18 protein-coding genes and 1 other RNA gene are annotated in these 22,866 nt (G+C 43.4%); 5 read left to right on the top strand and 14 right to left on the bottom strand.

Annotated elements, in window-relative coordinates; translation table 11 throughout:
• The 8 genes from parE to P343_RS26995 form a co-directional block, all read right to left on the bottom strand.
• A complete protein-coding gene (gene parE / locus P343_RS26965; protein WP_031263865.1) occupies window positions 1-1,959 on the bottom strand; it encodes a DNA topoisomerase IV subunit B in 1,959 nt (652 codons plus the stop codon).
• A gap of 104 nt (window positions 1,960-2,063) precedes the next feature.
• The gene (locus tag P343_RS26970; protein ID WP_023509925.1) at window positions 2,064-3,575 is read right to left on the bottom strand and encodes a carboxypeptidase M32; all 1,512 of its coding nucleotides are present in this window, start codon (window positions 3,573-3,575) and stop codon (window positions 2,064-2,066) included.
• A gap of 209 nt (window positions 3,576-3,784) precedes the next feature.
• Window positions 3,785-4,921, bottom strand: coding sequence for a THUMP domain-containing class I SAM-dependent RNA methyltransferase (locus P343_RS26975; RefSeq protein ID WP_023509926.1), 1,137 nt, complete (start codon window positions 4,919-4,921; stop codon window positions 3,785-3,787).
• Between the two features lie 217 nt (window positions 4,922-5,138).
• Window positions 5,139-5,527: RNase P RNA component class B (gene rnpB, locus P343_RS36715), an RNA gene on the bottom strand.
• 72 nt (window positions 5,528-5,599) lie between these two features.
• Window positions 5,600-5,911: a cell division regulator GpsB gene (gene gpsB / locus P343_RS26980; protein WP_023509927.1), complete on the bottom strand. Its 312-nt coding sequence runs from the start codon at window positions 5,909-5,911 to the stop codon at window positions 5,600-5,602.
• 173 nt (window positions 5,912-6,084) lie between these two features.
• Window positions 6,085-6,675 (bottom strand): SLOG family protein, encoded by a 591-nt coding sequence (locus P343_RS26985; RefSeq protein ID WP_023509928.1) that lies wholly within the window; start codon window positions 6,673-6,675, stop codon window positions 6,085-6,087.
• 147 nt (window positions 6,676-6,822) lie between these two features.
• Window positions 6,823-8,106 carry a ribonuclease H-like domain-containing protein gene (locus tag P343_RS26990; protein WP_031263867.1) on the bottom strand — a complete coding sequence of 428 codons (1,284 nt, stop codon included), beginning with the start codon at window positions 8,104-8,106 and terminating at the stop codon, window positions 6,823-6,825.
• Between the two features lie 2 nt (window positions 8,107-8,108).
• The gene (locus P343_RS26995) at window positions 8,109-10,367 is read right to left on the bottom strand and encodes a DEAD/DEAH box helicase (protein ID WP_023509930.1); all 2,259 of its coding nucleotides are present in this window, start codon (window positions 10,365-10,367) and stop codon (window positions 8,109-8,111) included.
• A gap of 115 nt (window positions 10,368-10,482) precedes the next feature.
• On the opposite strand from P343_RS26995, the gene P343_RS27000 reads away from it, so the two are divergent.
• Entirely contained in the window at window positions 10,483-11,214 is a 732-nt protein-coding gene (locus P343_RS27000; protein WP_023509931.1) for an SIR2 family NAD-dependent protein deacylase, read from the top strand.
• Between the two features lie 11 nt (window positions 11,215-11,225).
• Here the strand turns inward: P343_RS27000 and P343_RS27005 are convergent, their stop codons facing one another.
• The 5 genes from P343_RS27005 to P343_RS27025 form a co-directional block, all read right to left on the bottom strand.
• The gene (locus tag P343_RS27005; RefSeq protein ID WP_023509932.1) at window positions 11,226-11,876 is read right to left on the bottom strand and encodes an HAD family hydrolase; all 651 of its coding nucleotides are present in this window, start codon (window positions 11,874-11,876) and stop codon (window positions 11,226-11,228) included.
• A 146-nt stretch (window positions 11,877-12,022) separates the two neighbouring features.
• Window positions 12,023-13,132: an o-succinylbenzoate synthase gene (gene menC, locus P343_RS27010; RefSeq protein ID WP_023509933.1), complete on the bottom strand. Its 1,110-nt coding sequence runs from the start codon at window positions 13,130-13,132 to the stop codon at window positions 12,023-12,025.
• Between the two features lies 1 nt (window position 13,133).
• Complete coding sequence (menH, locus tag P343_RS27015) at window positions 13,134-13,970, bottom strand: 2-succinyl-6-hydroxy-2,4-cyclohexadiene-1-carboxylate synthase (RefSeq protein WP_023509934.1); 837 nt, start codon at window positions 13,968-13,970, stop codon at window positions 13,134-13,136.
• Window positions 13,960-15,702, bottom strand: coding sequence for a 2-succinyl-5-enolpyruvyl-6-hydroxy-3-cyclohexene-1-carboxylic-acid synthase (gene menD / locus P343_RS27020; protein ID WP_023509935.1), 1,743 nt, complete (start codon window positions 15,700-15,702; stop codon window positions 13,960-13,962). The genes menH and menD overlap by 11 nt, the downstream gene beginning before the upstream one ends.
• Entirely contained in the window at window positions 15,699-17,102 is a 1,404-nt protein-coding gene (locus P343_RS27025) for an isochorismate synthase (protein WP_023509936.1), read from the bottom strand. Before P343_RS27025 ends, menD begins: the two co-directional genes overlap by 4 nt.
• 295 nt (window positions 17,103-17,397) lie before the next feature.
• On the opposite strand from P343_RS27025, the gene P343_RS0118780 reads away from it, so the two are divergent.
• Complete coding sequence (locus tag P343_RS0118780) at window positions 17,398-17,994, top strand: DUF1361 domain-containing protein (RefSeq protein WP_023509937.1); 597 nt, start codon at window positions 17,398-17,400, stop codon at window positions 17,992-17,994.
• Window positions 17,995-18,569: 575 nt separating this feature from the next.
• Complete coding sequence (locus tag P343_RS27030; RefSeq protein ID WP_023509938.1) at window positions 18,570-19,799, top strand: EAL and HDOD domain-containing protein; 1,230 nt, start codon at window positions 18,570-18,572, stop codon at window positions 19,797-19,799.
• A 19-nt stretch (window positions 19,800-19,818) separates the two neighbouring features.
• Here P343_RS27030 and P343_RS27035 read toward each other — a convergent pair whose 3' ends face one another.
• Window positions 19,819-20,106 (bottom strand): NUDIX hydrolase, encoded by a 288-nt coding sequence (locus tag P343_RS27035; protein ID WP_051384739.1) that lies wholly within the window; start codon window positions 20,104-20,106, stop codon window positions 19,819-19,821.
• 403 nt (window positions 20,107-20,509) lie between these two features.
• Between P343_RS27035 and P343_RS27040 the strand changes: the two genes are divergently transcribed.
• The gene (locus P343_RS27040) at window positions 20,510-21,181 is read left to right on the top strand and encodes a response regulator transcription factor (RefSeq protein WP_023509940.1); all 672 of its coding nucleotides are present in this window, start codon (window positions 20,510-20,512) and stop codon (window positions 21,179-21,181) included.
• A complete protein-coding gene (locus tag P343_RS27045) occupies window positions 21,178-22,518 on the top strand; it encodes a HAMP domain-containing sensor histidine kinase (protein WP_023509941.1) in 1,341 nt (446 codons plus the stop codon). The genes P343_RS27040 and P343_RS27045 overlap by 4 nt, the downstream gene beginning before the upstream one ends.
• Window positions 22,519-22,866 lie beyond the last annotated feature (348 nt).

Below are 22,866 nucleotides of genomic sequence, written 5' to 3' on the forward strand. Positions count from 1 at the left end.
TTATTCAGCACCTTTCACAGCGGTCAATCCTTCACTTGCATCTTCTTCGAGCCCGAAAGCGACATGCGATTCAATCCATTTTCGTCGCGGTTCAACCTTATCGCCCATAAGAGTTGTAACGCGGCGCTCGGCATAAGCCTGATCCTCAATTCTTACCTGAATCAGTGTCCGCGACTCAGGATTCATTGTCGTCTCCCAAAGCTGGTCAGCATTCATTTCGCCCAAGCCTTTATAACGCTGGATCGTATAGCCCTTGCCGATTTTCTTGATTGCTTCTTTTAATCCTGCGTCATCCCACGCGTACTCAACCGTTTCTTTTTTGCCGACTCCTCGGCTCACTTTATAGAGCGGTGGTAGTGCTATGTACACTTTACCGGCGTCAATCAGCGGGCGCATATAGCGATAGAAGAAGGTCAGCAATAATACTTGAATGTGTGCACCGTCGTTATCGGCATCTGTCATTATAATAACTTTATCGTAATTGCTGTCTTTGACTGTAAAGTCTGCGCCGACACCAGCGCCAATCGCATAAATAATCGTATTGATTTCTTCATTCTTCATGATTTCTTCCAGGCGCGCTTTTTGCGTGTTAATCACTTTGCCACGCAGAGGAAGAACAGCCTGAAATTTGCGATCGCGTCCTTGTTTCGCTGAGCCGCCAGCAGAATCGCCTTCGACCAAATAAAGTTCATTTCGATCGGCATTTTTCGAAGATGCAGGGGTTAATTTTCCGCTAAGCACAGATTCCTTCCGTTTCGATTTCTTCCCGTTTCTTGCTTCTTCCCTTGCCTTACGCGCAGCAAGCCGCGCCTGACGGGCCTTCATCGCTTTTCGAATCAGCATTTCACTTGTTTGCGGATTTTCCTCGAGAAAATAGGATAATTGTTCCGCAACGACGGTGTCGACTGCTGAACGCGCTTCGTTCGTGCCGAGTTTTTCTTTGGTCTGCCCTTCAAATTGAAGCAGATGTTCCGGTATACGGATTGAAACGATGCCCATAAAACCTTCACGGATATCATTGCCATCAAGATTCTTTTCTTTTTCCTTCAACAAACCTGCCTTTCGCGCATAGTCGTTGAAAATACGCGTCAATGCGGTGCGAAAACCAGATTCGTGTGTACCTCCATCCTTTGTACGCACGTTGTTCACAAAGGAAATCAGACTTTCAGAGTAACCATCGTTGAACTGAAAAGCGCATTCCACTTCCATCTCATTGGACATACCTTCAAATGAAACGACCGGATGAAGCACATCCTTATCTTCATTCAAATAAGAGACAAATTCCTTGATACCTTCTTCATAGTGAAAGATCTCTTCCCGGTCTGAACGTTCATCGGTCAGAACAATTTTCATATTTTTTTGCAGGAAGGCCGATTCACGGAGCCGTTCGCTAAGTACATCAAACTGATAAGTAGTCGTGCTGAAAATGGTCGCATCTGGTTTGAAGTGGATCAAAGAACCGGTTTCTCGAGTCGTTCCAATTTGTTCGAGCGTAGTGACCGGATGTCCGCCGTGCTCAAAGCGCTGCTTGTAAATCGAACCATCACGCCAAATGGTGACTTCAAGCCACTCAGAAAGCGCATTAACAACGGATGAGCCTACACCATGAAGGCCACCGCTAGTTTTATATCCGCCATTTTGGCCAAACTTGCCGCCGGCGTGAAGCACAGTAAAAATGACTTCAACAGTTGGTTTTCCAGTCCGGTGTATCCCTGTGGGCATTCCGCGTCCGAAATCGCGGACACTCACACTTCCATCTTTGTGAATCCGCACAAGAATTTCATTTCCAAAACCGGCAAGTGCTTCATCGACGGCATTATCTACAATCTCATAAACGAGATGGTGAAGTCCCCGTGTATCAGTAGATCCAATATACATGCCCGGACGTTTACGTACCGCTTCCAAGCCTTCTAATATCTGAATCGTGTCATCATCATAAGCAGATACTTGTCTTGCCAAATCAAAAACCCCTTTCTTCATCCTGTTTTAGAAACGAACAGGATTCCCCTCAACAGGCCAATGCCGGTCAAGTTTTTTCTATGCGGACTTCTAAATCATATGGATTACAACCGGTAGATGTCACTGTATTTTCCCGATAAATAGTTAAGGAGATACTGCGGATTCGGTCCTTCCCCGGTTGTATCTGTCAAAATTTCAAGCGGTTTTTTCAAGCTGCCGAACTGGTGAACATGTTTGCTCAGCCAATCCGTAACCACTGACAGATTTCCTGAAGATACATGGTTATCGAAATCAGGAATATCACGCGTCATGACATGTCTAAACTGCGCGGCATATACATAACCGAGCGCATATGATGGAAAATATCCGAAATCACCGCCCGGCCAGTGAATATCCTGAAGCACGCCTTCACGATCATTAGCCGGAGTAATTCCCAGATATTCTTTCATTTTTTCATTCCAGACACCTGAAAGATCTGTAACCTCTAGATCTCCGTTAAACAATGCCTTCTCAATATCATAGCGTACCATAATATGGAGTGGATAAGTAAGTTCATCTGCAAGTGTCCGGATCATTGAAGGATGGGAAACATTAATTGCCCGATAAAAATCATCGAGCGACACATGATCAAACTGCCCGCTTCCATATCGCTTTAATTCATCATAATGGAATGCCCAGAACGCTTTGCTTCGACCAATGAAGTTTTCAAAGAATAACGATTGCGACTCATGAATGCCCATCGAAGTGCCTTCACATAGCGGTGTGCCAACTAGATCACGTGAGATATGTTGTTCATAAAGCGCATGTCCGCCTTCGTGAATGGTTCCGAGCACGGTAGAAATAAAGTCTTGTTCCTGAAAGTTTGTGGTCACGCGCACATCGCCGGGATTAAGAGTAATTTCAAACGGGTGTTCCGTTTCGTCAAGTCTTCCGGCCTCAAAATCATAACCAATTTCACGAAGGAGATGCAGGCACAATGCTTTTTGTTTCTCAACTGGGAATGGCACGGACAAGAAGTCTTTTTGAGGCTGTGCTTTAGATGAAGTAACAGCCTCTACAAGAGGAATCAGTCCTTCACGCAGCTTGCCAAATACTTGATCAATCGTTTGAACAGTCAGTCCTGGTTCATATAAATCCAACAATGCGTCATATTTATTCGTTTTTACGCCCCAATACTCGATGAATTTACGTTTAAATGCCACCATTTTCTCAAGATAAGGCTTGAGCAGGGCGAAATCACTTTTTTCTTTTGCTTCCTGCCATACACTTTGCGCTTCAGATTGCAAAATGACAAATGCTTTACTTTCTTCAGGCGGTATGTTGACATACTGATCGTAAGTCTTCTTCGACTTTTCGATCATCTTCTTTGTGACGAGACTTAATTGATCCTGAATGGATGGATCAGTCAAAGCGTCTATGTATCCTTTCATTTCATCTGAGATTGAACGTTTGAATACTTCATCAGAGAGTGTGCCGACGACCTCAGAGCGTTGTTTAATCCCTTTCTTTGGCGCACCAGTTCTCATATCCCATTCGGCAAGTGCGATTGATTCGTTAAAATCCATGATTTTTTTTACATACTGATTGTATGATTGCACGACTTCTTCAATAGCCAATGAAAACGCCCCTTTTAAAATTAGTGAATGCCGGATAACTTCGTCACATTCTTCATTTCTCTTTGTCTGTCATAATGTCCTGCTAAATCTTAGGAGAAACATAAGTGTTGTGTAAACTACAACTGTTTTTATTGCTTACATAAACGTTTTATGACCGTTTTTTTGAATAATCTATATCTTTATCGGTTAGGATCACTCAAGTATTTATCTCAGTCCGCTTGCTTTTTACCGAAATACTGAAAGTAATCTGTACGAATCCGGCCGTTGTACAATTTTCTTTTCTTGCTGGCCGGACGTCCAAAGAATGATTCGAACTGTTCAAAGGACGAGATGAAATAAAAAGACCACGATTTATAGTTCTTGTAAAGCGAACCGAGATCCTGACAGATGGTTTTGATCTGCTGTTCATCCCCCATTCGTTCCCCATATGGTGGATTGCCGATCATGCAGCCATTCGCTTCTTTCGTAGTAAAATCAGCAACCTGCATTTGCTTAAATGTGATCAAGCCACTGAATCCGGCTTCAATCGCATTATGCTCGGACAATTCAACCATTTTATGGTCAATGTCACTGCCCAAAATAGTCAACGGCTGATCATACTTCGCCAAGTCCTCTGCCTCTTCACGAGCACGCTCCCAGTACTCCTTTTCAATCAACGGCCAGGATTCCGAAACAAACGTGCGATTGAACCCTGGCGCGATGTTCTGTCCGATCATTGCCGCTTCAATCGGCAATGTTCCGGAACCGCAAAATGGATCGACAAAAGGGCGATCAGGTGTCCAACGACTGAGCAAAATCATTGCGCTTGCCAGTGTCTCTTTCAGCGGTGCCAAGTTATGCAAACGCCTGTATCCGCGGCGATGGAGTCCGTCCCCACTAGTGTCAATAGAAAGTGTTACCCAATCCTTCTCGACAGCGACTTGTATTTTAAACATCGGACCGTCTTCCTGAAACCAGTCTTGATGATAGTGAGCCTTTAAGGACTCCACAATCGCTTTTTTAACGATTGCCTGGCAATCCGGAACACTGTGCAATGTAGATTTATGAGATTTTCCTGTCACGGGAAAAAGAGCGTTAGCTGGAAGCAGATCCGCCCAAGGCAGAGCTTTGGTTTGTTCAAAAAGACTGTCAAAGGTTATCGCTTTAAAAGCACCAACCTGGAGCCTTAGCCGATCTGCCGTTCTTAGCCATAGATTGCATCGGCATATATCAGCAGGTCCTCCGGGAAAAGTGATTTTGCCGTTCTCCACCTTAAGATCCTCATACCCTAAATCTTTTAACTCTCTTGCTGCAACGGATTCAAGCCCCATGGCAGTTGTCGCGATTAGCAACCATTTTTTACCCATATCATCTTTTCCCTTCTCAGGAAATTTTTGTATGCTCACATTCTGATGATTATAGCATTAGAAAACCTGGCTCCGTCAAGTCTTTAAAACAAGCGAAGCCTTTATTATATTCTATCTCACATAATATTTTTTACTTTTGATAGGTAAACCTATGTAATTTCAAAAGCAAAAAAAAGCCCGTAAAGGGCTTTTTCTTCTTTAAAATGCATTATTCATGTTCTGTAAGCCATGTTCTGTACTTTCGCACTCAAACGGAGCTGCACGCTCCTCGTACAAAAGCGGCAATCATCTATCTACAGAAGTATCTGTCCCTTTTTCCGTTTGATTCCTTCCAAAGGGTTCCTCTACCAAGTTTGAGTTTCCCGCTCGAGGGGTTTACCGCGTTCCACTTCTTTTGTTTCCAAAAGATATCGTCTCTATGGCACTTTATGGGATGGCAAGCCATATTCCCAAAGGAACACAGGCTTCTCTCCCGCCGTTAACCCAGATTGCTCCGAGCTACCCTGGCTTATGACTTCGCCAGGCACGAACACTACGGTCATCACAGACCGTGCGAGCATGGACTTTCCTCTATATTCGCAAAGAATACAGCGATCACCCGAACACGAACAATGTCACAGCTAATGATTATAATCCATTTTAATTAAAGAGTCAACCCTTGTCTTGAAAAGTTTTGCGTTATTCACCGAGGCGGCTGCCAAAAACGTGCTTTTCAAGATTGGACAACCTTTTCAGAACATCATAGTTCGTCAGTCCCTGATTTTCTACAGGAGCAGCAGTCCTCTGATCCTCACCAGACATTAATTCATTTTTCAGCCGTTTATTTTCTTCGCGCAAGCGAAGAATCTCAGCGTTAAAAACATCATAGTCGTTGATCACAATATCAAGAAATTGATCTACTTCATCCTGCTGATAGCCATGAAAACCCGATTTAAATTCTTTATGAAGAATATCATTTTTCGTCAGTCTAATCGTTTTCTGATCCGCCACGTTAAACCACCTCAACCTAAGTATGTCATCTTATTTTTTCAAATTTAATCTATGATGTCAATGTCGCCCTTTATGCCCATCCTGTTAATTCTGATGGACAAGTGACCTGGCAAAAAAAAGCACATGCAGCAATCAACATTTTAGAGGGATCAACACTAGTAAAACATTCGTCATTACGAATCTCCTTGAGACCAGTAATCCGAATTTTGCTGCTGAATCTCCTCAGAAGCGAATTCTAAATCATAGCGATTAATTGTCCATATTGGATAATTTTGGTTCTTTGCTTTTCGATGGGCTGCACTTAAATAGTACTTTGGTGAGCCGTCTGTTTCTTCGTCATAAACAATCAGCATCGCATCTGTTTTTAAAACTAAAAATTCATTCTTCTGTCGCAGCTGAATCGGATTTTCATACGGACGATTGCTAATCGTTCCGACATAATCTGCTTGTTCGATGATACTGGTGTAGAGCTCCTGCTGCCAATCTTTATAGTGCTCTTCCTGATTAAGAAAGGGCATAAGTATGGCAAGATTCACATTCATTTTTTCATCTCGTTTGAGTTCCAGGCAGACTTCTCCGGCCCATAACTCAACCCCGGTCTGTCCGCTGATCACAAACCATTGTACACCGTTTTCCACGCACTCAAGCATTCTTTTTTTCAATGCATAACGAATAACTTGAATGCCCGGGTGATTAATTGAGAAAATGCCAAGTTCATGTGCTTTGTATCCAGTAACAAGGATTGCTGTTTCATTTTCTGCCATCGTTGCACCTCCTTGCCCTCATAGAAAACAGTGCTCGGCCAGAAACTCATGATTTGTCGAAAAATTGTCAATAGACCGAGAAAAAGAGGCGACTCTTGCCGATTATGGGCATTTTTTGCGCTTGCCCGGGTAATACCTTGATTCTCATCAAGATAATTCCGCAAGACGCTTTTGATCCAAACGATCCATCCGCTTCAAGTATTTTAAATCAATTTCATTATCTGTGGATTTTGTGACTTGATTACTATGATGTAAACATTCAATTGCGCGTTTTGTATAGTAAATGGCACGCTCGTAGTCTTTGAACTGGTGCTCCAGCAGTTTTGCAGCCTCAATACAGGCAGATTCGTCTGTAACATCATTTTCCTTGATCACCAATTCAAATAGATTCAGCGAGGAGTGATAGTCCCCTGCCCTCTTATAGAGTTCGGCAAGTCTAAGCATGGCCTGATTTTTGAAGGAAGAGTTTCCTGCCGACAGCATTTTCCATAATTGTTTTGCATGCTCCAGATCGCCAACTTGTTGATCCCACCTGGCAATTTCATAACTTTCTTCGGCATCACATTCAATTCTTCCCATTACCTTGTTTGAGAGATGGATATAAAGGCTGATTAATGTCAATACATCTTCGCGGTTGTGCTCAATAATGCCCTTCACAAGTTTTGCATCTGGATGTTTAAGAAATTGAAAGTAGAGAAAAGGGGCCATTTTACCAGGAACGTCTTCGCTCCGGCCCATTGAAAGAATGTCCTTTTCCACGGTCTGAAGGCGAACCGATTCAAGCCTATTTTTCCAAAGTCGACGCGAGGCGTGAAGCAAATCAAAATGGCCAAACGCCGGCAATTTCGGCACCTGGTCACGTACAAACTGATGACGCGTTTTTACCCTTGGCCAGTCAAAAGCCTTACCATTGAAAGTCACCAAGTTCTTCAGAGAATGGCAGTCTCTCAAAAATGCGTCATAGAACGCCGCTTCATGACCGGGACCCGGCAAAAAGTATTGTTTTAACTCAATTCCTCTTGCTGTTAGTCTGGCCAGTCCAATTAAAAAGATCATCTGGCCTGTTCCAGAACCTAATCCAGTTGTTTCTGTGTCAAAGAACAGCAGATCTTCAGGGCTCAACCCGCATGCCGATAAAGGGTGCTGCGCATAACCGGATTGCCAGCATTGAACAAGTGATGTCAGATCACTCAAGGCGTATTGACCGATTTTCGTATCCAATGGCAAATATTCAGTATGAACAAGAACATACTGGTTTTCAAAGTAATTGATTGAGGCACCAAGCTGTTCGGCTGCCCGATGTATTTCCCGATCATTCTCGAATTCGATCTGTTCGGGAAAAACGGCCTGCTTTGATTGCGTCTGCTTAGCCGCCATATTCATATCATGAAGCTGCTTCTTGTATAACTGTAATTTCTTAGTTAATGACACATTCATCGATCCTTTAATAGACGCAGCAATGCCAATTTCGCCATCCGGCCTTCGTTCACAAACCCGATGCAGGACGGGCAACCCGATTCGCAGCTGCAGTTTTCAACCATTTCTTGAACTTTCTCCAGTAATACGGGCATGACCTGATACAATTTTTCACTTAAGCCAATACCGCCGGGATACTTATCGTACATGAAAACCGTTGGTTTCTCATTATGCGGCGCCTTAATCTTCGGAACCACGGAAAGATCAGCTTGATCGCACATCACAAAAAGAGGCGCAGCGTGGCGCAGCAAATGGCTTAAACCAACGAGCGCCCCCTGAAAGACTTCCTTGCCAAACGTATCCAGCAGTCCTGGAGAAAAACTAATCCAAGCCGCTGTTGTGTGCATTTCCATCTCAGGGAGATGGATCTTCCCCCAGCCAATATTTTCGTAGGTTTCAAAACGAATTTTTTTGAAAACTGTTGGAAGTGCACGCACGGACACATCCCCGTATCCCTTCTCCAGCTTTTCATTGTCAAAGCTATTGTACTCGTCCTCAGCAAGCACATCGAGCTGAACTGCGAGGTCCGAATCCGTATAGTAGTTGACATTCACTTTGCGCACATAAGCCTTACGTTCCTCTAAATCAAGATCATCTACATGATATTGAGTCCCCTGATGTATGTAAATCGCATCTTCATAAAGCATTGTCATGGCGCCAAACCGGTCCATTTCACCGATAACTTCAGCATGTCCCCGATCTGTTACATCGACAATAGCAAATGAGTCTTGAGCGGCAGACCGGAGGCTGATATTGTTTGCCGGAAATCCGTCACTCATCCAATACCATTTCTCTCTTTGATAATGGAGCACATCTTCCTCAGTGAGATACTCGCAGAGTTCATCCACCTCTTGCCCGCCAAACCGTTCTCCCATTTTAAAAGGAAGCTCATAGGCTGAACATTTGATGTGCTCCATCATGATCATAATATTGTCTGGATTGATACGCACGTCTTCCGGTTTCCTTGAAAAAAAGTAATCCGCGTGCCCCGCCATGTACTGATCAAGCGGATTGGACGATGCGACCATAATAATGACCGCGTCCTCTTGCCTTCTTCCTGCCCTTCCTGCCTGTTGCCAGACACTCGCCATATTGCCGGGATAGCCGGTTAAGATGCAGACCTGAAGCTGACCGATATCGACACCTAACTCCAGAGCGTTCGTGCTTACGACACCCATAATCTCGCCATTTCTGAGCCCTTTCTCAATTCTCCGTCGTTCAAGTGGTAGATAGCCGCCACGATAAGCGCAAATAGTAGCTCGATCCTGACGGCCGCTGTTCAATTTTTGCAAATGGCTGACCAAAAGTTCCACTTTCAGCCTACTTTTTGCGAACACAATCGTCTGTATTTTGTTTTTCAAAAATTCGGTAGCCAGGCGGGTAACCGCGAGGCCTTCATCTTCACGTACGTTCAGCTGTTTATTGGTCACCGGTGGATTATAAATTAGAAAATGTTTGCGCACGCTCGGCGCCCCGTTGCTGTCAATCAGGAACATGCGCCGTCCAGTAAGCGCTTCGGCATGTTCTCTAGGATTGGCGATGGTTGCAGACGTACATATGAATTGCGGGTGGCTGCCATAATAACGGCAGATTCTCTCAAGTCGCCTGATCACATTGGCGACATGACTCCCGAAAACACCTCGATAAGTATGAAGTTCATCTATGACAACAAACTGAAGATTTTCAAATAAAGAGACCCATTTTGTATGATGCGGTAAAATAGAAGAATGCAGCATATCGGGGTTTGTCATCACGATTTGTCCTGCCTGGCGAATCTTCTGTCGGATTGAGCCCGCTGTATCCCCATCATAAGTATGGCTTTTGATGGGGATTCCGATCTCATTGATCAGTTCAGCCATTTCGTTTTTCTGATCCTGAGCAAGCGCTTTTGTTGGAAAGAAATAAAGCGCCCGGCTTTCCGGCTTGGTGATTATCGTCTTAAGCACGGGCAGATTGTAGCATAATGTCTTCCCTGAAGCCGTTGGTGTGACAAGGACAACGTCTTTACCATCCATGACAGACTGATAAGCTTCAGCCTGGTGCGCATAAAGCGACTTCACACCGCGTCGGACAAGAGCTTCGCGCACTCGATGATCAAGCGATTCCGGGAAGGGTGCGTAATGCGCCTCTTTTTTTGGAATCGTATGCCAGTGGACGATATTCGGATTCTCTCGCAACTTGCTCAGAAGAACATCAATTGTTTCGTGCCCAATCATTGGCCGCACCCCAAATTCACAAAAATTAGCATTTGATTCTTGTCCTATTGCCCTTTATTATATCATAACGAATAAACGTTCGCTATTTAATGTAGTGATCAAGGAGTGGAGACGCATGACAACATTAAATGAGTTTATCAGCCACGACCAATCACTCGTAATCCTAACCGGAGCAGGCATCAGTGTTCCATCCGGAATACCGCCATTTCGCGGGAAAAATGGTCTCTATCAGAATGCCGATGTAGAACGCTGCTTGTCGATTCGTTTTTTTCGCAGCCATCCATCAGAATTTTGGGCTTTCTACCGATCCTTATTTGACACCGACCTGTTACTTCAAGCGAAGCCAAATCCCGTTCACTTTTGGATAAGGGCACTTGAGAACGAACACGATGTAACGGTGATTACACAAAATATTGATGGATTGCACATCAATGCCGGCAGCACGAACGTCATCGAAGTACACGGAGCATTTCATCGGTGCGTTTGCCCAAAATGTGGAGCACTATATGAAACACGCGCCGTCCAAAGTCAAAAAGTTCCGCAATGTTCTGCCCTTGTTGAAAAAGGCAAGACGTGCGGAACCGTGTTGAAACCCGATATTGTTCTTTTTGGTGAATCTGTGCATGGGCTAAGGGATGTAGAGATGGCCGTCAGCCGTACCGATCGTTTGCTGGTTCTTGGCACTTCACTTGGCGTTGCTCCAATCAACGTTCTACCCGAGTATGCCAAAGAGTACGGTGTACCTACTTTACTGGTTAATGACCATCCTGCATTACAAATGGAAGCAATAAGCAACTATGTTCAAGCTGACTTTAATAATTTTAACGCAGATGCAATTGAGCTGTAATTCACAAACCATTATTGATTGTTTTTAAGAAGTTCAGCAAATTGGCTCACTTTTTTCCAATAAAATTCTGGATTTGCTGGAAAGGCACTGGACTGAGAAACGGGCAGCCACTGAACAGCAGCGGTGTGAATACCTGCAGCTTTGCCTGCCAACGTATCGCCATTGGCATCACCAACGTAAATTGAAGCGTCTAGATCAGCCTCAAATTTCTCCAGTGTCCGCTTGATTCCTTCAGGGTCCGGTTTTGGACGAGCTACTTCGTCACCTGTAATGACGCTGTCAAATAGCCCCTTAAAACCAAGCTTTTCTTCTGAAATCAGGTAAGATCGACGAGCCTTCCCTGTAATAACGCCTATTTTCATACCCTGATCTTTCAATAGATGCAATAAGTCGATGATTTCTTCATTCTTTTCCACAAAATTATAATGTTCTTTCTCATACAATTCGAAATAAAGTTCGGTCGCTTCGGTGATCGACTCTTTATTTGAAAAATTATCAGCAATCATGCCTTCTTCAGTCGGGCCAAACATTGAGACAATCCCGTCATGGTCAAATGTACGTCCCTCATATTTCTTAAACACGATCTGCATGGCATGGACGGTCAGCGGAAGGGTGTTCGCGAGTGTTCCATCAAAATCAAACAACACATTTCTTAGTTGCATCAAGTTTCTCCTCCAAATCCAGGTTAACTTTTATAGTCTTAGTATCCTATTAATCTCCTGAATTTGTCAAAAAATCTTGTCAAGGGCAGCGTTAAGATAGCGTAAATTTTCTTATGTGATTATTAATGATATCCAAACTAAAGGTATTACCCTTTGTGAAAGGTTCGCTTATGTTCAGTCATTGCTTGAAGTGTTGCATGGTTGATCTTGAAACCAATTCCCGGTCCTTTAGGAACAATAATCAAACCTTGACGGACAGTTATTTCTGGTTCAATGAGGTCATTTGTCCAATAATGGCTGGAGGCAAATAAATCACCCGGAAGCGTAAAGCCTTCTAATGAAGCTAGGGCAATATTATGTGCTTTGGCAATGCCAAACTCGATCATTCCTCCGCACCATAGTGGCATACCGTTGTCCAGGCATAATTTATGAATTTTGAGAGCAGTAGACCATCCGCCGACACGTGCCATTTTCATTGTGAGGATTTGGCAGCTGCCTAGCCGCATCGCAGACTTGGCATCTTGATATGAGCATATGCTTTCATCCAGGCATATTGGTGTTTTCATCTCTTTCTGTAACAATGCATGATCCACCAGATCATTATAGGCGAGTGGTTGTTCAATCATCATCAAGTGAAACTGATCCAAGATCCGTAAATGATCTATATCTGAAAGACTGTAATCGGAATTGGCATCTGCCATTAAGGGGAGTTCGGGAAAGTAGGAGCGAATCCCTGAAAGCAATTGAAGATCATGATCTCGCGAGAGTTTGACTTTGAATCGCTTGTATCCCGTCTCCAACAATCGACCAATCTGCTCAACAGCCTGCACCGGATCCTTTGCTGTAATAACAGCACCAGCTTCAACCTGTTTTCTTTTTGCTCCGAACAGACTGCCAATGTACACGCCCTGCTGTTTCGCATATAGATCCCAAATTGCTTGGCTTAATCCCGATTTTGCCATATGATTGCCGCGTACTGCTTGCCAAAGATGTTCCAGTTCGGCAGGTTCAGAAAAAGAATGTTTTAAAAGAATAGGGATAAGGAAATCAGCAAGAATATGACGGCAAGTCTCAATTGTTTCTTCAGAATACCAAGGGCTCGAAAAAGGATCAGCCTCTCCGTAACCCACTCGTCCTTCGTGATCCATAACCTCAATAATGAGTGCTTCCCGCCGAGTCACCTTCTGAAGATGACTTGTAAAAGGTGCTTTCAATGGTGAAGAAACGAAACGCACAGTCACTGAGCGAAGGTCCATATCATATATCCCCCTTCTGAATACCCGGTGAATGACGAGTAACGAAGTCAGCAATTAACCCGGGATACAGTCTTGCTTGTTCCAAATGAACTGCATGTCCTGAGTTTTTTACAACTTGCCATTCCGCGCGTGAAAGTCTCGTCTTCATTTCTTCAGCAATTTTGCAGAACTTTAGATCCTGCTCACCTGTAATTAACAAAACAGGCATAGATAAGAATGACAGCTGAGACCACCTTGATGGTTGAGCACCTGTCCCCATACCAATCAGACTACAGGCTAGTCCACTGGGGGTATTTGCAAGTCGTTGTTTCCTGAGTGCTTTACGTTTTTGTTCAGGCAGCTGATCCTGGGACGCAAACAATGCAAGCGTTTCCCAGCGATCAACAAAAGATGTGATCCCTTCTTCAAGTATGGATTCAGCGAGCTTCCGGTCATGTGCTCTACGCAAGCGCCTTTCTTCCTCGCTTTTTAATCCAGGTGATGCACTTTCAAGCATCAGACTCAATACACGTTCAGGGAATTGGCAAGCGAAGTTGAGCGCAAGCCTCCCTCCCATTGAATAACCAAGCACATGCGCTTTTGACAAGTGCAGCAGATCAAGTAATGCAACCAGATCCTCCACCACTTCTGACATGGTGTATCGTTCTGGTTGGGTCGGGCAGTCCGTCTTCCCATGCCCGATAATGTCTACGAAAATCAAATGGTATTTGTTTTGGAGCGCGTCTGAAAAAAAGCGCCATGTGTCCATGCTTCCAGTAAACCCGTGCAGGAGCAGCAGCGGTTCTCCCTGCCCGAAATGTTCATAATGATACGAGATACCGCGAATGTCAGCTTTCATAGATCGACTCCTCTGTGAAACGTTCTTGGAGGAGGTTCAATAGATGATGGTGTTTCTTCACGTTATCTGCGCGCTTAGTCGGGACCTCAATAATCTTTATTCCGCGTTTGCGAAAGGATTTCTCTAATGTGAGATTAAAATCATCCCAGCATTCAATCTTTGTATAGTCCGCACCATAAAGCCGAGCTGTATGAGCGAAATCAAGTCCATGCGGGGTGCCGAAAAGCGATTCGAAGTGCATTTTTTCCGAAGCCTGTGGGAGAAACGAAAAAATGCCGCCTCCATCATTATTCACCAGGATGATTGTTAGATCTGCGTGATTCTGTTGTGCCGCCAGCAACCCATTCATGCCATGGAAAAAGCTTAAATCGCCAATTACCAGTATGGTATCTTTCTTCGAGAGCGCGACGCCGACTGCAGTTGATACCACCCCATCAATCCCATTTGCACCTCGATTAGCGAACATTTTTGCGGGACGATTTTTCGCAAATAGGAACGTATCCAGCTCCCGAATCGGCATGCTGTTGCCGACGAACAAACGTGCGTCTTCAGGCAGCCATTCAGTAAGTCTTATGAACAGTTTTTCTTCACTTAATGATTCTTCCTCATCAATGCTGGAAAGCACCGATTTTGTTACTTGGTTCAGTGCTCGCCAAGCATTGATCCAGTTATCATCGTTTTGAATAGAGATCCGTGAGATCAGATCGTCGCAAAAACGTTTTTCATCGCAATAGATCATCTCTGATGCAACACCTGCCGGATCCCTCCAGCTCATACCGCCATCAATTACTAAATTCGCGCACACTTGCTTTTCCATCCAAAGCTTGAGTGCCTTAGAAACCGGAGTAGCCCCTAAGCGGATAATCAGATCCGGTTTAAGTTGTGAGGCAATCGTTTCAACGCGAAGAAACGTATCATAGCTTTCAATGATTGCACTTAGTGAATGTTTCCCGCGCCGGAGCTGGGATAATGGATCAGCGAGAATAGGAAAACCTGTTTTCTTAGCGAGCGCCGTAACACTCAACTCAATTGCCAGCGATTCCATTTCCCCACAAATCAGCACACCTTTTTTCGCCTGACCAATCTGATCTGCAATAGATTGTAACTGTGTATCAGATAACGAGAGTGTCCCCTGTTTAATGGGTATCTTGGTTTTCATTTCAATCTCATCGCTGAATAGGTTTTGTCGTCCTGGTAAAAGCGGTTCCCTGAGCGGTACATTGATCTGCACCGGACCATGTGGAAGACCAAGCGATTCCGCAACTGCTCGTGTAGTTAAAGCCCGATTATAAGGTACATAGCCCAAGTCATGCTCTGAGAGTTCCATCTGAAAGAATTTTTTTACATGATTACCGTACAAATTCCCTTGATCAATAGTTTGAGGCGCGCCAACATGCTGCAGTTCATATGGCCTGTCCGATGTGATGACAATCAGCGGTACTCTTGAGCAATAAGCTTCTATCACCGCTGGGTAATAGTTTGCTGCGGCTGTACCTGAAGTGCAGAGCATCGCTACCGGCTGTCCGGATGCTTTAGCTAATCCAAGTGCCATAAATCCGGCCGAACGTTCATCAATATCAAGATACGTCTGAATCTCAGGATGTTCCTCAAACAGAATAGCAAGTGGAGTCGAGCGTGATCCTGGACTTATAACAACTTCCCTGACATTTTGTTGATATAATGTATGAATAAATGAAGATAAGTAATGTGTCATAAGTTCTTGATGGTTCATAATTTCCTCCCTACAAGCACGTTCATCATCGGTCCAAATTTGATTGCCGTTTCCTCGTATTCCTGTTCGGGAATAGAATCTTCGAGCACACCGCATCCCGCAAAAAGAATGGCTTGCTCGCCTTGAATAAGTGCGGAGCGGATCCCAACGTCAAATTCACCATTGCCATGGGCATCGCACCATCCAATTGGTGACGCATATAAGCCTCTATCCAATTTTTCATGTGTGCGGATCCATTCCAAAGCTTGCGTACGAGGCAAACCGCCTAACGCAGCTGTAGGATGCAGTCGTTCGATCGCATCAAAAATCGACAGTTTTTCATCACAAATACCTTCTACTGGGGTATACAGGTGCTGAATGTTCCTGTTTTTCATCAGTATAGGAACCTCGGGAATGGTCAGCTGATCACAAAGGTTGCTTAAGGACGATCGAACCGTCGATACTACATACTGATGCTCCATTCGGTTTTTTTGATCATTGATCAAGATTTGACCGAACCGTTCATCTTCCTCTGCATCTTTCCCGCGCGCAATTGAACCTGCAAGACAAGCAGAGTAGAGATGGTTTCCGCTTTTTTTGACTAGTCGTTCAGGCGTTGCTCCAAGAAAACAAGATGCACCGGCTTCCATACTGAACACGCAGGTTCCAGACTGCTGTTCACGTAATTTATGAAGTGCACGTTCGCTATTTATAGGCTTTTGAAACGATAGCTTCAACGATCGTGCCAGGACAACTTTCCGTAAATCTGTTGTATCCATGACTTGTACTGCTTCTCGAACCAGATGCATCCAGTCATCAGGATTCTGATCTTGCTTGAAGAGCAATTGATTTTGTTCGTCTTCGAAATCAATGTGAAAACTTAGAAGTGCGTTTTCATGCTCCTTCATCCGCCGTATTAGCAGCTCCGGTTCATCCTCAGGCGTACACACGATCGAACGTGTTAAATACGCTTGGTTCTCTCGCATTGTCAATAAAAAAGTCGGAAGATAAAAAAGACCTTGCCCGAATGGCGTCCAGTCGGCAGATGGCTTTTTCTTTGCATCAAAGGACAATCCGCCAAAAAGCAGCAGACCTGCACCTTCTATGCCTTGCTCTCCTGAAATCACTGCATTTCGTTGAATGCGTGCCCATTTATCCTTAATTTGCACGTCATCTAAAGCTTTCTCAGCCTTTATCGATAACGCAATTCCGACGCCTATTAAAATCAGGTCATGTTCGTTATTTTCCCAATAAAAACGTTCACCTGCGTACCTTTCACGAGCTGATCGATAAAAAAGGAGCGGATCCAATGTTTCAATTTTTCGAGTCATGCAAGCAACACTATTCTGACCGGATTCTTTAGCCCGGGAAATCGCACGATGAATCGTTTCTCTACAATCACTTTCATCTATAACAGCCAAAAGTCTCACCTTAAATCATTTCAATTGTGAACATACGATGTCTTTTTAAAGATAACCTTCACGTTAAGGGCTGTCAATTTCAGAGTTTAGAAACCTCTCCGCTTCATCAGGAGGAGTGCTTAAAGCTCGTCTTTCTTTAATATAATGGTTATGATGCAATACCCTTCGCTGAAAGGACTTTGATTCTATGTTCAATCAAAAAGTGTATGCTTTGAAACCGATTATTTTTTGTTGCTGTGCGTATGTACTTTTTAGTATCATAACCTTCTGTTCCACCAAAAGATTTATACATCTCATGATGGTGTGGAACGTCTTTTTGGCTTTCCTTCCTCTATTCTTTGCGGTCTTTTTTATCCTGAATGATGAACGGCGTATCTGGCACAAGACACTGCTTTGCGGGTTCATGTGGCTATTCTTTTTTCCTAATGCTCCGTATATCGTGACTGACATCATACATCTTCAAGGAATTACCTTTTATAGCATCACAAAATCCTCAACAGCCGTCTATACAACCAATTTTTTATCTTGGATGAGTCTTGTTCATATTTCAATTGGTATCTTTATAGGGACATGGGCAGGAATGCTTTCCTTAATGATTATCCACCAATGGCTGCTTAAAAAAATGTCTCGTTATCTAGTAAGGGGCATTCTGCTTATCATCTTTATCATTAGTGGGTATGCCATTTATATCGGACGTATTATGAGAATGAACTCGTGGGATATTTTCATGCCTGCTCTCTACTCTCAGATTTCCAAAAACATTACTCTATTCTCTATCGGTTTTTCATTACTTTTCGCTCTTTATATTTTTCTTATTTACAGTTTTTTCTCATTTATTTTCTTCAGCTTAGCCGCCGAAAATTCAAGCAATGAGCGCTGGATAAGCAGATAGATTTTTGGAACGTTGCAATGATCTTATCATTCTAAAAGAATCTGTTCAAAAAGGAGGACAAAAAGGGCCGAGGTCAGGCAGAACGCCACGTCCTGTAGCATGCCTGACACTAGCTCGTCTTGAGCGTCGAAGGTCAAGGAAACGCCGTTTCGAGCACCGGAGCGTACTTATATAGGATGTAGTGACTTCAACGTTGCGTACAGGACGTACGCGTTCTTAGTTGAAGTTCCCCTATGAAATACGTGAGGAGCGGAGAAACAAGTTGACGTAGAACTCCCACAGGATGTGGTGATTTCTGCGTTGGGCACAGGACGTGCACGTAATTAGCAGAAGATCCTTCTTACCCCTTTTCCCGGACTTTTTGAACAACCTCTTAAAGAATCGTTGTTTAAGTAAGGAAAACATGCTAGCATATGAAAAAAGGATTGGTTCTGAAGAAGCATTCGTTGTGCCGTCAATTGGTAATGACAAGGTAATCTTTGCTGCGTATTTCTTGTCATTCACTTTTCCCTTCATTTCAAAAAGGTTCCAAATCAAAAGGCATACACCTTCGAAAATCATGAGATGACACGTTTATGGACATTTATGTTGCCAGACAACCCATTTTTGATCGGAAAATGAATCTTTACGGATACGAACTGCTTTATAGGAAAAACGACAAGAATTTTTTTCAAGAGACTGATGACAACCAAGCAACGGCCTCGCTTCTCGCCAATTCTGTTCTTGTGATCGATTTTGACGAATTGATTGAAGGCACCCGAGGTTTCATTAACTTTCCTCAAGCATTCCTGACTCACCAGCTCCCACGGCTTCTGCCCCAACAGAAAATAATTGTAGAGATTTTAGAAAGAGTCGAGCCTGGCCGTGACGTGATCAATGCATGTCAATCACTGAAAGACGACGGCTACACGTTGGCACTTGACGATTTTATTTTTGGTCGGCAAGGCTATGAAGAACTTATCCAACTCGCTGATCTTATTAAAGTAGAATTTTCGAGAGCTAAAATCAAAGATCAGCTGCACCTGATCAATCAATATAAAAAAGAAAAGGTGTTTCTGGCTGAGAAAGTAGAGACGATGCAGGATTACCAGCTCGCACTCGCCATGGGCTATGATCTTTTTCAAGGCTATTTCTTTAGTAAACCCGTTTTAGTAAATGCCAAGGAGATCGGCTTTCAGGAAACCAGCCTGATTCGAGTGTTTAAGGAATTACACCGTCCTGAGCCAGATCTTGATAAAATCGCTAAAATTATCCAACTTGATCTTGGGCTTGCCTATAAGCTATTAAGAGCTGCAAATACTGTTCAGTACGGGGCAAAATACCCGATTAAGTCGATTCGACAAGCGCTCACCCGATTAGGAGCAAAAGAAACGATGCAATGGATCCATGTGATGCTTTTAAAAGGCGTGCAAAAACTTGATAATGCGGAGCTCGTCAAATTATCATTGATCCGAGGTAAGATGCTTTCCTTAATCGCTAACGAAACGGGAAATAACGCCAATGAATCCGATTACTTCATTACAGGTATTTTTTCTTCCTTGGACAGAATTCTTGACCATTCCATGGACAAAATTGTCGGAAGCCTGCCGCTCGACCAAAAAGTCAAAAATGCCCTTCTTGGGGACAGGAATGAATTGAGAATCTGTCTTGATGCCGTGTTCGCATTTGAACAAGCACAATGGGAACGTGTCAACACTTTTATTGATGAGCATAAGCTGACCAACGATCGATTTATGGCTCTATATTTAAAGGCGATAAAATGGCAACGCGCGCTTTCGGATCAAGATGATCACACACATCAGTAGAAGGCAAAAGAACTTACTATCAGCCGTCTAGCATCTGATTCAGTAAGCCTGCAACATGATGTGGCCTGACATCAAGCGAGTTGAGCAGATAAAGTGGCACCCATTGAGGTGTATATGTGCCATTTTCAACGCGTGGATGAATAAATTCCGCACCTTTTCCGGTTCCAAATATGCCATCGGTTATCTCACCGTGAAAAAAATATTGATTACCTTCGAAAAAAATGTTTGCCACAAGAGGACCGACACGTACGTTAACCCCTATTTCTTCTAAGGCCTCACGTTTTGCCGCTTGTTTCTCCTTCTTCAATACCTCCACCAGGAAACACATAATAAAGGGTGTTCTAAAAGTCCGGGAAAAATTGCCGGCGAATCTCTGTGTCAACTTGCTTTTCCACTCCTCACGTATTCTTTACATACGCTCCGGTGCTCAAAGCTGCGTTTCCTTGACCTTCTTGGCCCTTTTTGTCCTCCTTTTCGAACATTCTAATAAACCGATCCCATTTTTTCTCGGCGTATGAGCGCAACTTTTTCCCCATCGAGTAAAATGACTGCAGCACGGTTTCTCATCTTCCCGCCTCCCATAGAATTATTCATTTGCTTAGTTGATAGAGGATAAAATCACCTAGCCCTCACTCTTAAACTTCTCTAATAATTAAGGGCAATTTTACTATGGTATACTAGTTGAATGATGAAAGAAAAAGGTGACCGAATTGAAGCATATTCTTTACTTAGAAGATAACACAGATATAGGAGAATGGATGAAAAATGATCTTACGGACAGAGGCTATAATGTGACCTGGCTGAAATCTGGCGAGGACGTCATGACTGCTTTTCCGTCTGCTGATTTAGTCATTTTAGACATCATGCTTTCCGGACTCGACGGTTTTACAATTGGAAAACGCTTAAAGCAGAAAAGTCCACAAATACCTATCTTAATTCTCTCCGCGCGCACAGCGATCGACGATAAACTTCAAGGATTGCAATTTGCAGACGATTATATGGTCAAGCCTTTCCATCCGGAAGAACTCGCGGCGCGAGTGGACGTTCTGTTGCGGCGTTTTGGTTCTGAGGAGGATGAAGTCCTTCGTCTCAAGCATTTGCAAATCAACCCGCACACCTCACAAATTATTGACTCAAGAACTGGATCAGAACTTATTTTTACCGGTAAACAATACCAGATTTTTATGTATTTAATTAAAAACAGCAATCAGATTTTAACCAAAGAACAAATCTATGAATCTGTGTGGGGCGAACCCTACATTGAAGGCGATAAAACACTCATGGTACATATTCGCCACATTAGAGAAAAAATCGAAGATGACCCAAGTCGTCCGGCGATTATTGAGACAATCAGAGGATTAGGGTACAGGGTGAAAAAATGAAACACATACGCTCACTAAGAACACAATATTTATTACTTATTGTCGTGGCGATCATGCTTCTCCCGCTCTCTGCAATTGTCGCAGCATTGATCTTAAATGTCCCTTTTGAACATTCGAAAACAAACACCATTTATCAGGATACAATTGATTTGGAAAATAAATGGCACCATGAAGCATCAAAATTGGATCATGCATCAAGTACAACAATCACAAATCATCTAATAAAATTCAACCAAAAGTATGCATTAGCCTCCGTTTTCTGGGTCGATAATCAAGGACAAACACGTTACCATAGTCCATCTCTTTCGTCTTTGCCGAATCAATGGTCAACAGCCTATACGATTCAGTTTATGAAACGCAGCTACGATGGTGATCCATTTACGGTTGTCGCTTTTATCGGCAAACAGAAAAATCAAGGGTTTATGGTCCTTCAAATCCCAAGACACTTAATTAATAATGAAAGAGATAAAATAAGCACACGAAGCACAAAAATTTATCCATTCCTCTTCCTTATGATCTTCTTCATTTTTATGTATGTATCATGGGTATTTTTCTCTCGATTCCGCAGGCGCCTGCTCCATCTTCAGCAGGCAATGTCTCAGGCCGAGACCGCTGGAATTCCTGCACAAGTTGAAATTTCACGTAAAGATGAAATTGGCCAGCTAGAACAATCGTTTAATAAAATGATTGATCAACTGAAAGAAAGTCGTATTCGTGAACGAAATGAGGAAGAACTTCGAAAGCAGCTGATTATGAATCTTTCTCACGACTTGCGATCGCCGCTCACCGCGATAAACGGACATGCTTACTCATTAAAAAATGAACATCTGACTGAACAAGGCAAGAAGTCAATGTCTGTTATTTTAAATAAAGTGGACGACTTATCCGGATTAATTGACAATCTGCTGTCCTATACGCTTTTGTCAGCAAAGAAATATCCAATTCATTTGGATGACGCAGATGTTCTACGGGTTCTTCGCCAAACACTTGCTTCATGGTACCCGCTGTTTGAAAAAGACCAATTTACAATTTCCTTTGACATTCCTGATAAGCCGTTAATTTGGAATGCCGACTCTGAAGGATTAAAACGCGTGATTGATAATCTCCTACAAAATGTACTTCGGCATGCTCGTTCAGGTCATTACATCGGTGTCTGCATAACCAATCAATCAATAGTGATTAGTGATCATGGCCCGGGAATGACGGAAATGTCGAGCCATAAAGGTGCCGGAATTGGGCTGACTATTGTCTCGATGCTCCTTCAACAAATGAATCTCGATTGCGACATTCAGACGTCTTCAACCGGGACTACAATAACAATCTTCGAAAAAAAGTAACCATAATCATGAACATGCTTTGTTGCACCGGCAACTCAGCATGTTTTTTTACAGGAGTAGAAAGTATAAATTTTTCGAGGAGCCGTGCTCGTTCAAAAGCTTAAGGGGATGAGACTCCTGCGGAGCGATCCTGTTGATCGCAGGCCAAAGGAGACCCCGCAGGTAAAAGTATGTCTGAGGAGGCTCCTGGACTGCCCGCGGAAAGCGATTCCCCGTAGCGACACGGATCATCTAAGGGCCGATTGTTTTTTGCCTGGTTTTTCTTATATAAGAAATAATTAAACAGAAATTAAACGAAAACGTCCGTCTGGTTAACCTTCGTTTTCTATGATTGAAAACGAGGTGAAA

Source organism: Sporolactobacillus laevolacticus DSM 442 (assembly GCF_000497245.1).
Classification (GTDB): Bacteria; Bacillota; Bacilli; order Bacillales; family Sporolactobacillaceae; genus Sporolactobacillus; species Sporolactobacillus laevolacticus.

What these genes read in the sequence shown, in the direction of transcription:
- P343_RS26975 (WP_023509926.1), bottom strand. Translation starts at nt 4,921, where the DNA reads ATGGGTAAAAAATGGTTGCTAATCGCGACAACTGCCATGGGGCTTGAA.
- P343_RS26995 (WP_023509930.1), bottom strand. Translation starts at nt 10,367, where the DNA reads ATGATTGGGCACGAAACAATTGATGTTCTTCTGAGCAAGTTGCGAGAG.
- menC (WP_023509933.1), bottom strand. Translation starts at nt 13,132, where the DNA reads ATGGACCTTCGCTCAGTGACTGTGCGTTTCGTTTCTTCACCATTGAAA.
- menD (WP_023509935.1), bottom strand. Translation starts at nt 15,702, where the DNA reads ATGAACCATCAAGAACTTATGACACATTACTTATCTTCATTTATTCAT.
- P343_RS27045 (WP_023509941.1), top strand. Translation starts at nt 21,178, where the DNA reads ATGAAACACATACGCTCACTAAGAACACAATATTTATTACTTATTGTC.
- P343_RS26985 (WP_023509928.1), bottom strand. Translation starts at nt 6,675, where the DNA reads ATGGCAGAAAATGAAACAGCAATCCTTGTTACTGGATACAAAGCACAT.
- P343_RS27005 (WP_023509932.1), bottom strand. Translation starts at nt 11,876, where the DNA reads ATGCAACTAAGAAATGTGTTGTTTGATTTTGATGGAACACTCGCGAAC.
- P343_RS27000 (WP_023509931.1), top strand. Translation starts at nt 10,483, where the DNA reads ATGACAACATTAAATGAGTTTATCAGCCACGACCAATCACTCGTAATC.
- P343_RS27030 (WP_023509938.1), top strand. Translation starts at nt 18,570, where the DNA reads ATGGACATTTATGTTGCCAGACAACCCATTTTTGATCGGAAAATGAAT.
- menH (WP_023509934.1), bottom strand. Translation starts at nt 13,970, where the DNA reads ATGAAAGCTGACATTCGCGGTATCTCGTATCATTATGAACATTTCGGG.
- P343_RS0118780 (WP_023509937.1), top strand. Translation starts at nt 17,398, where the DNA reads ATGATGGTGTGGAACGTCTTTTTGGCTTTCCTTCCTCTATTCTTTGCG.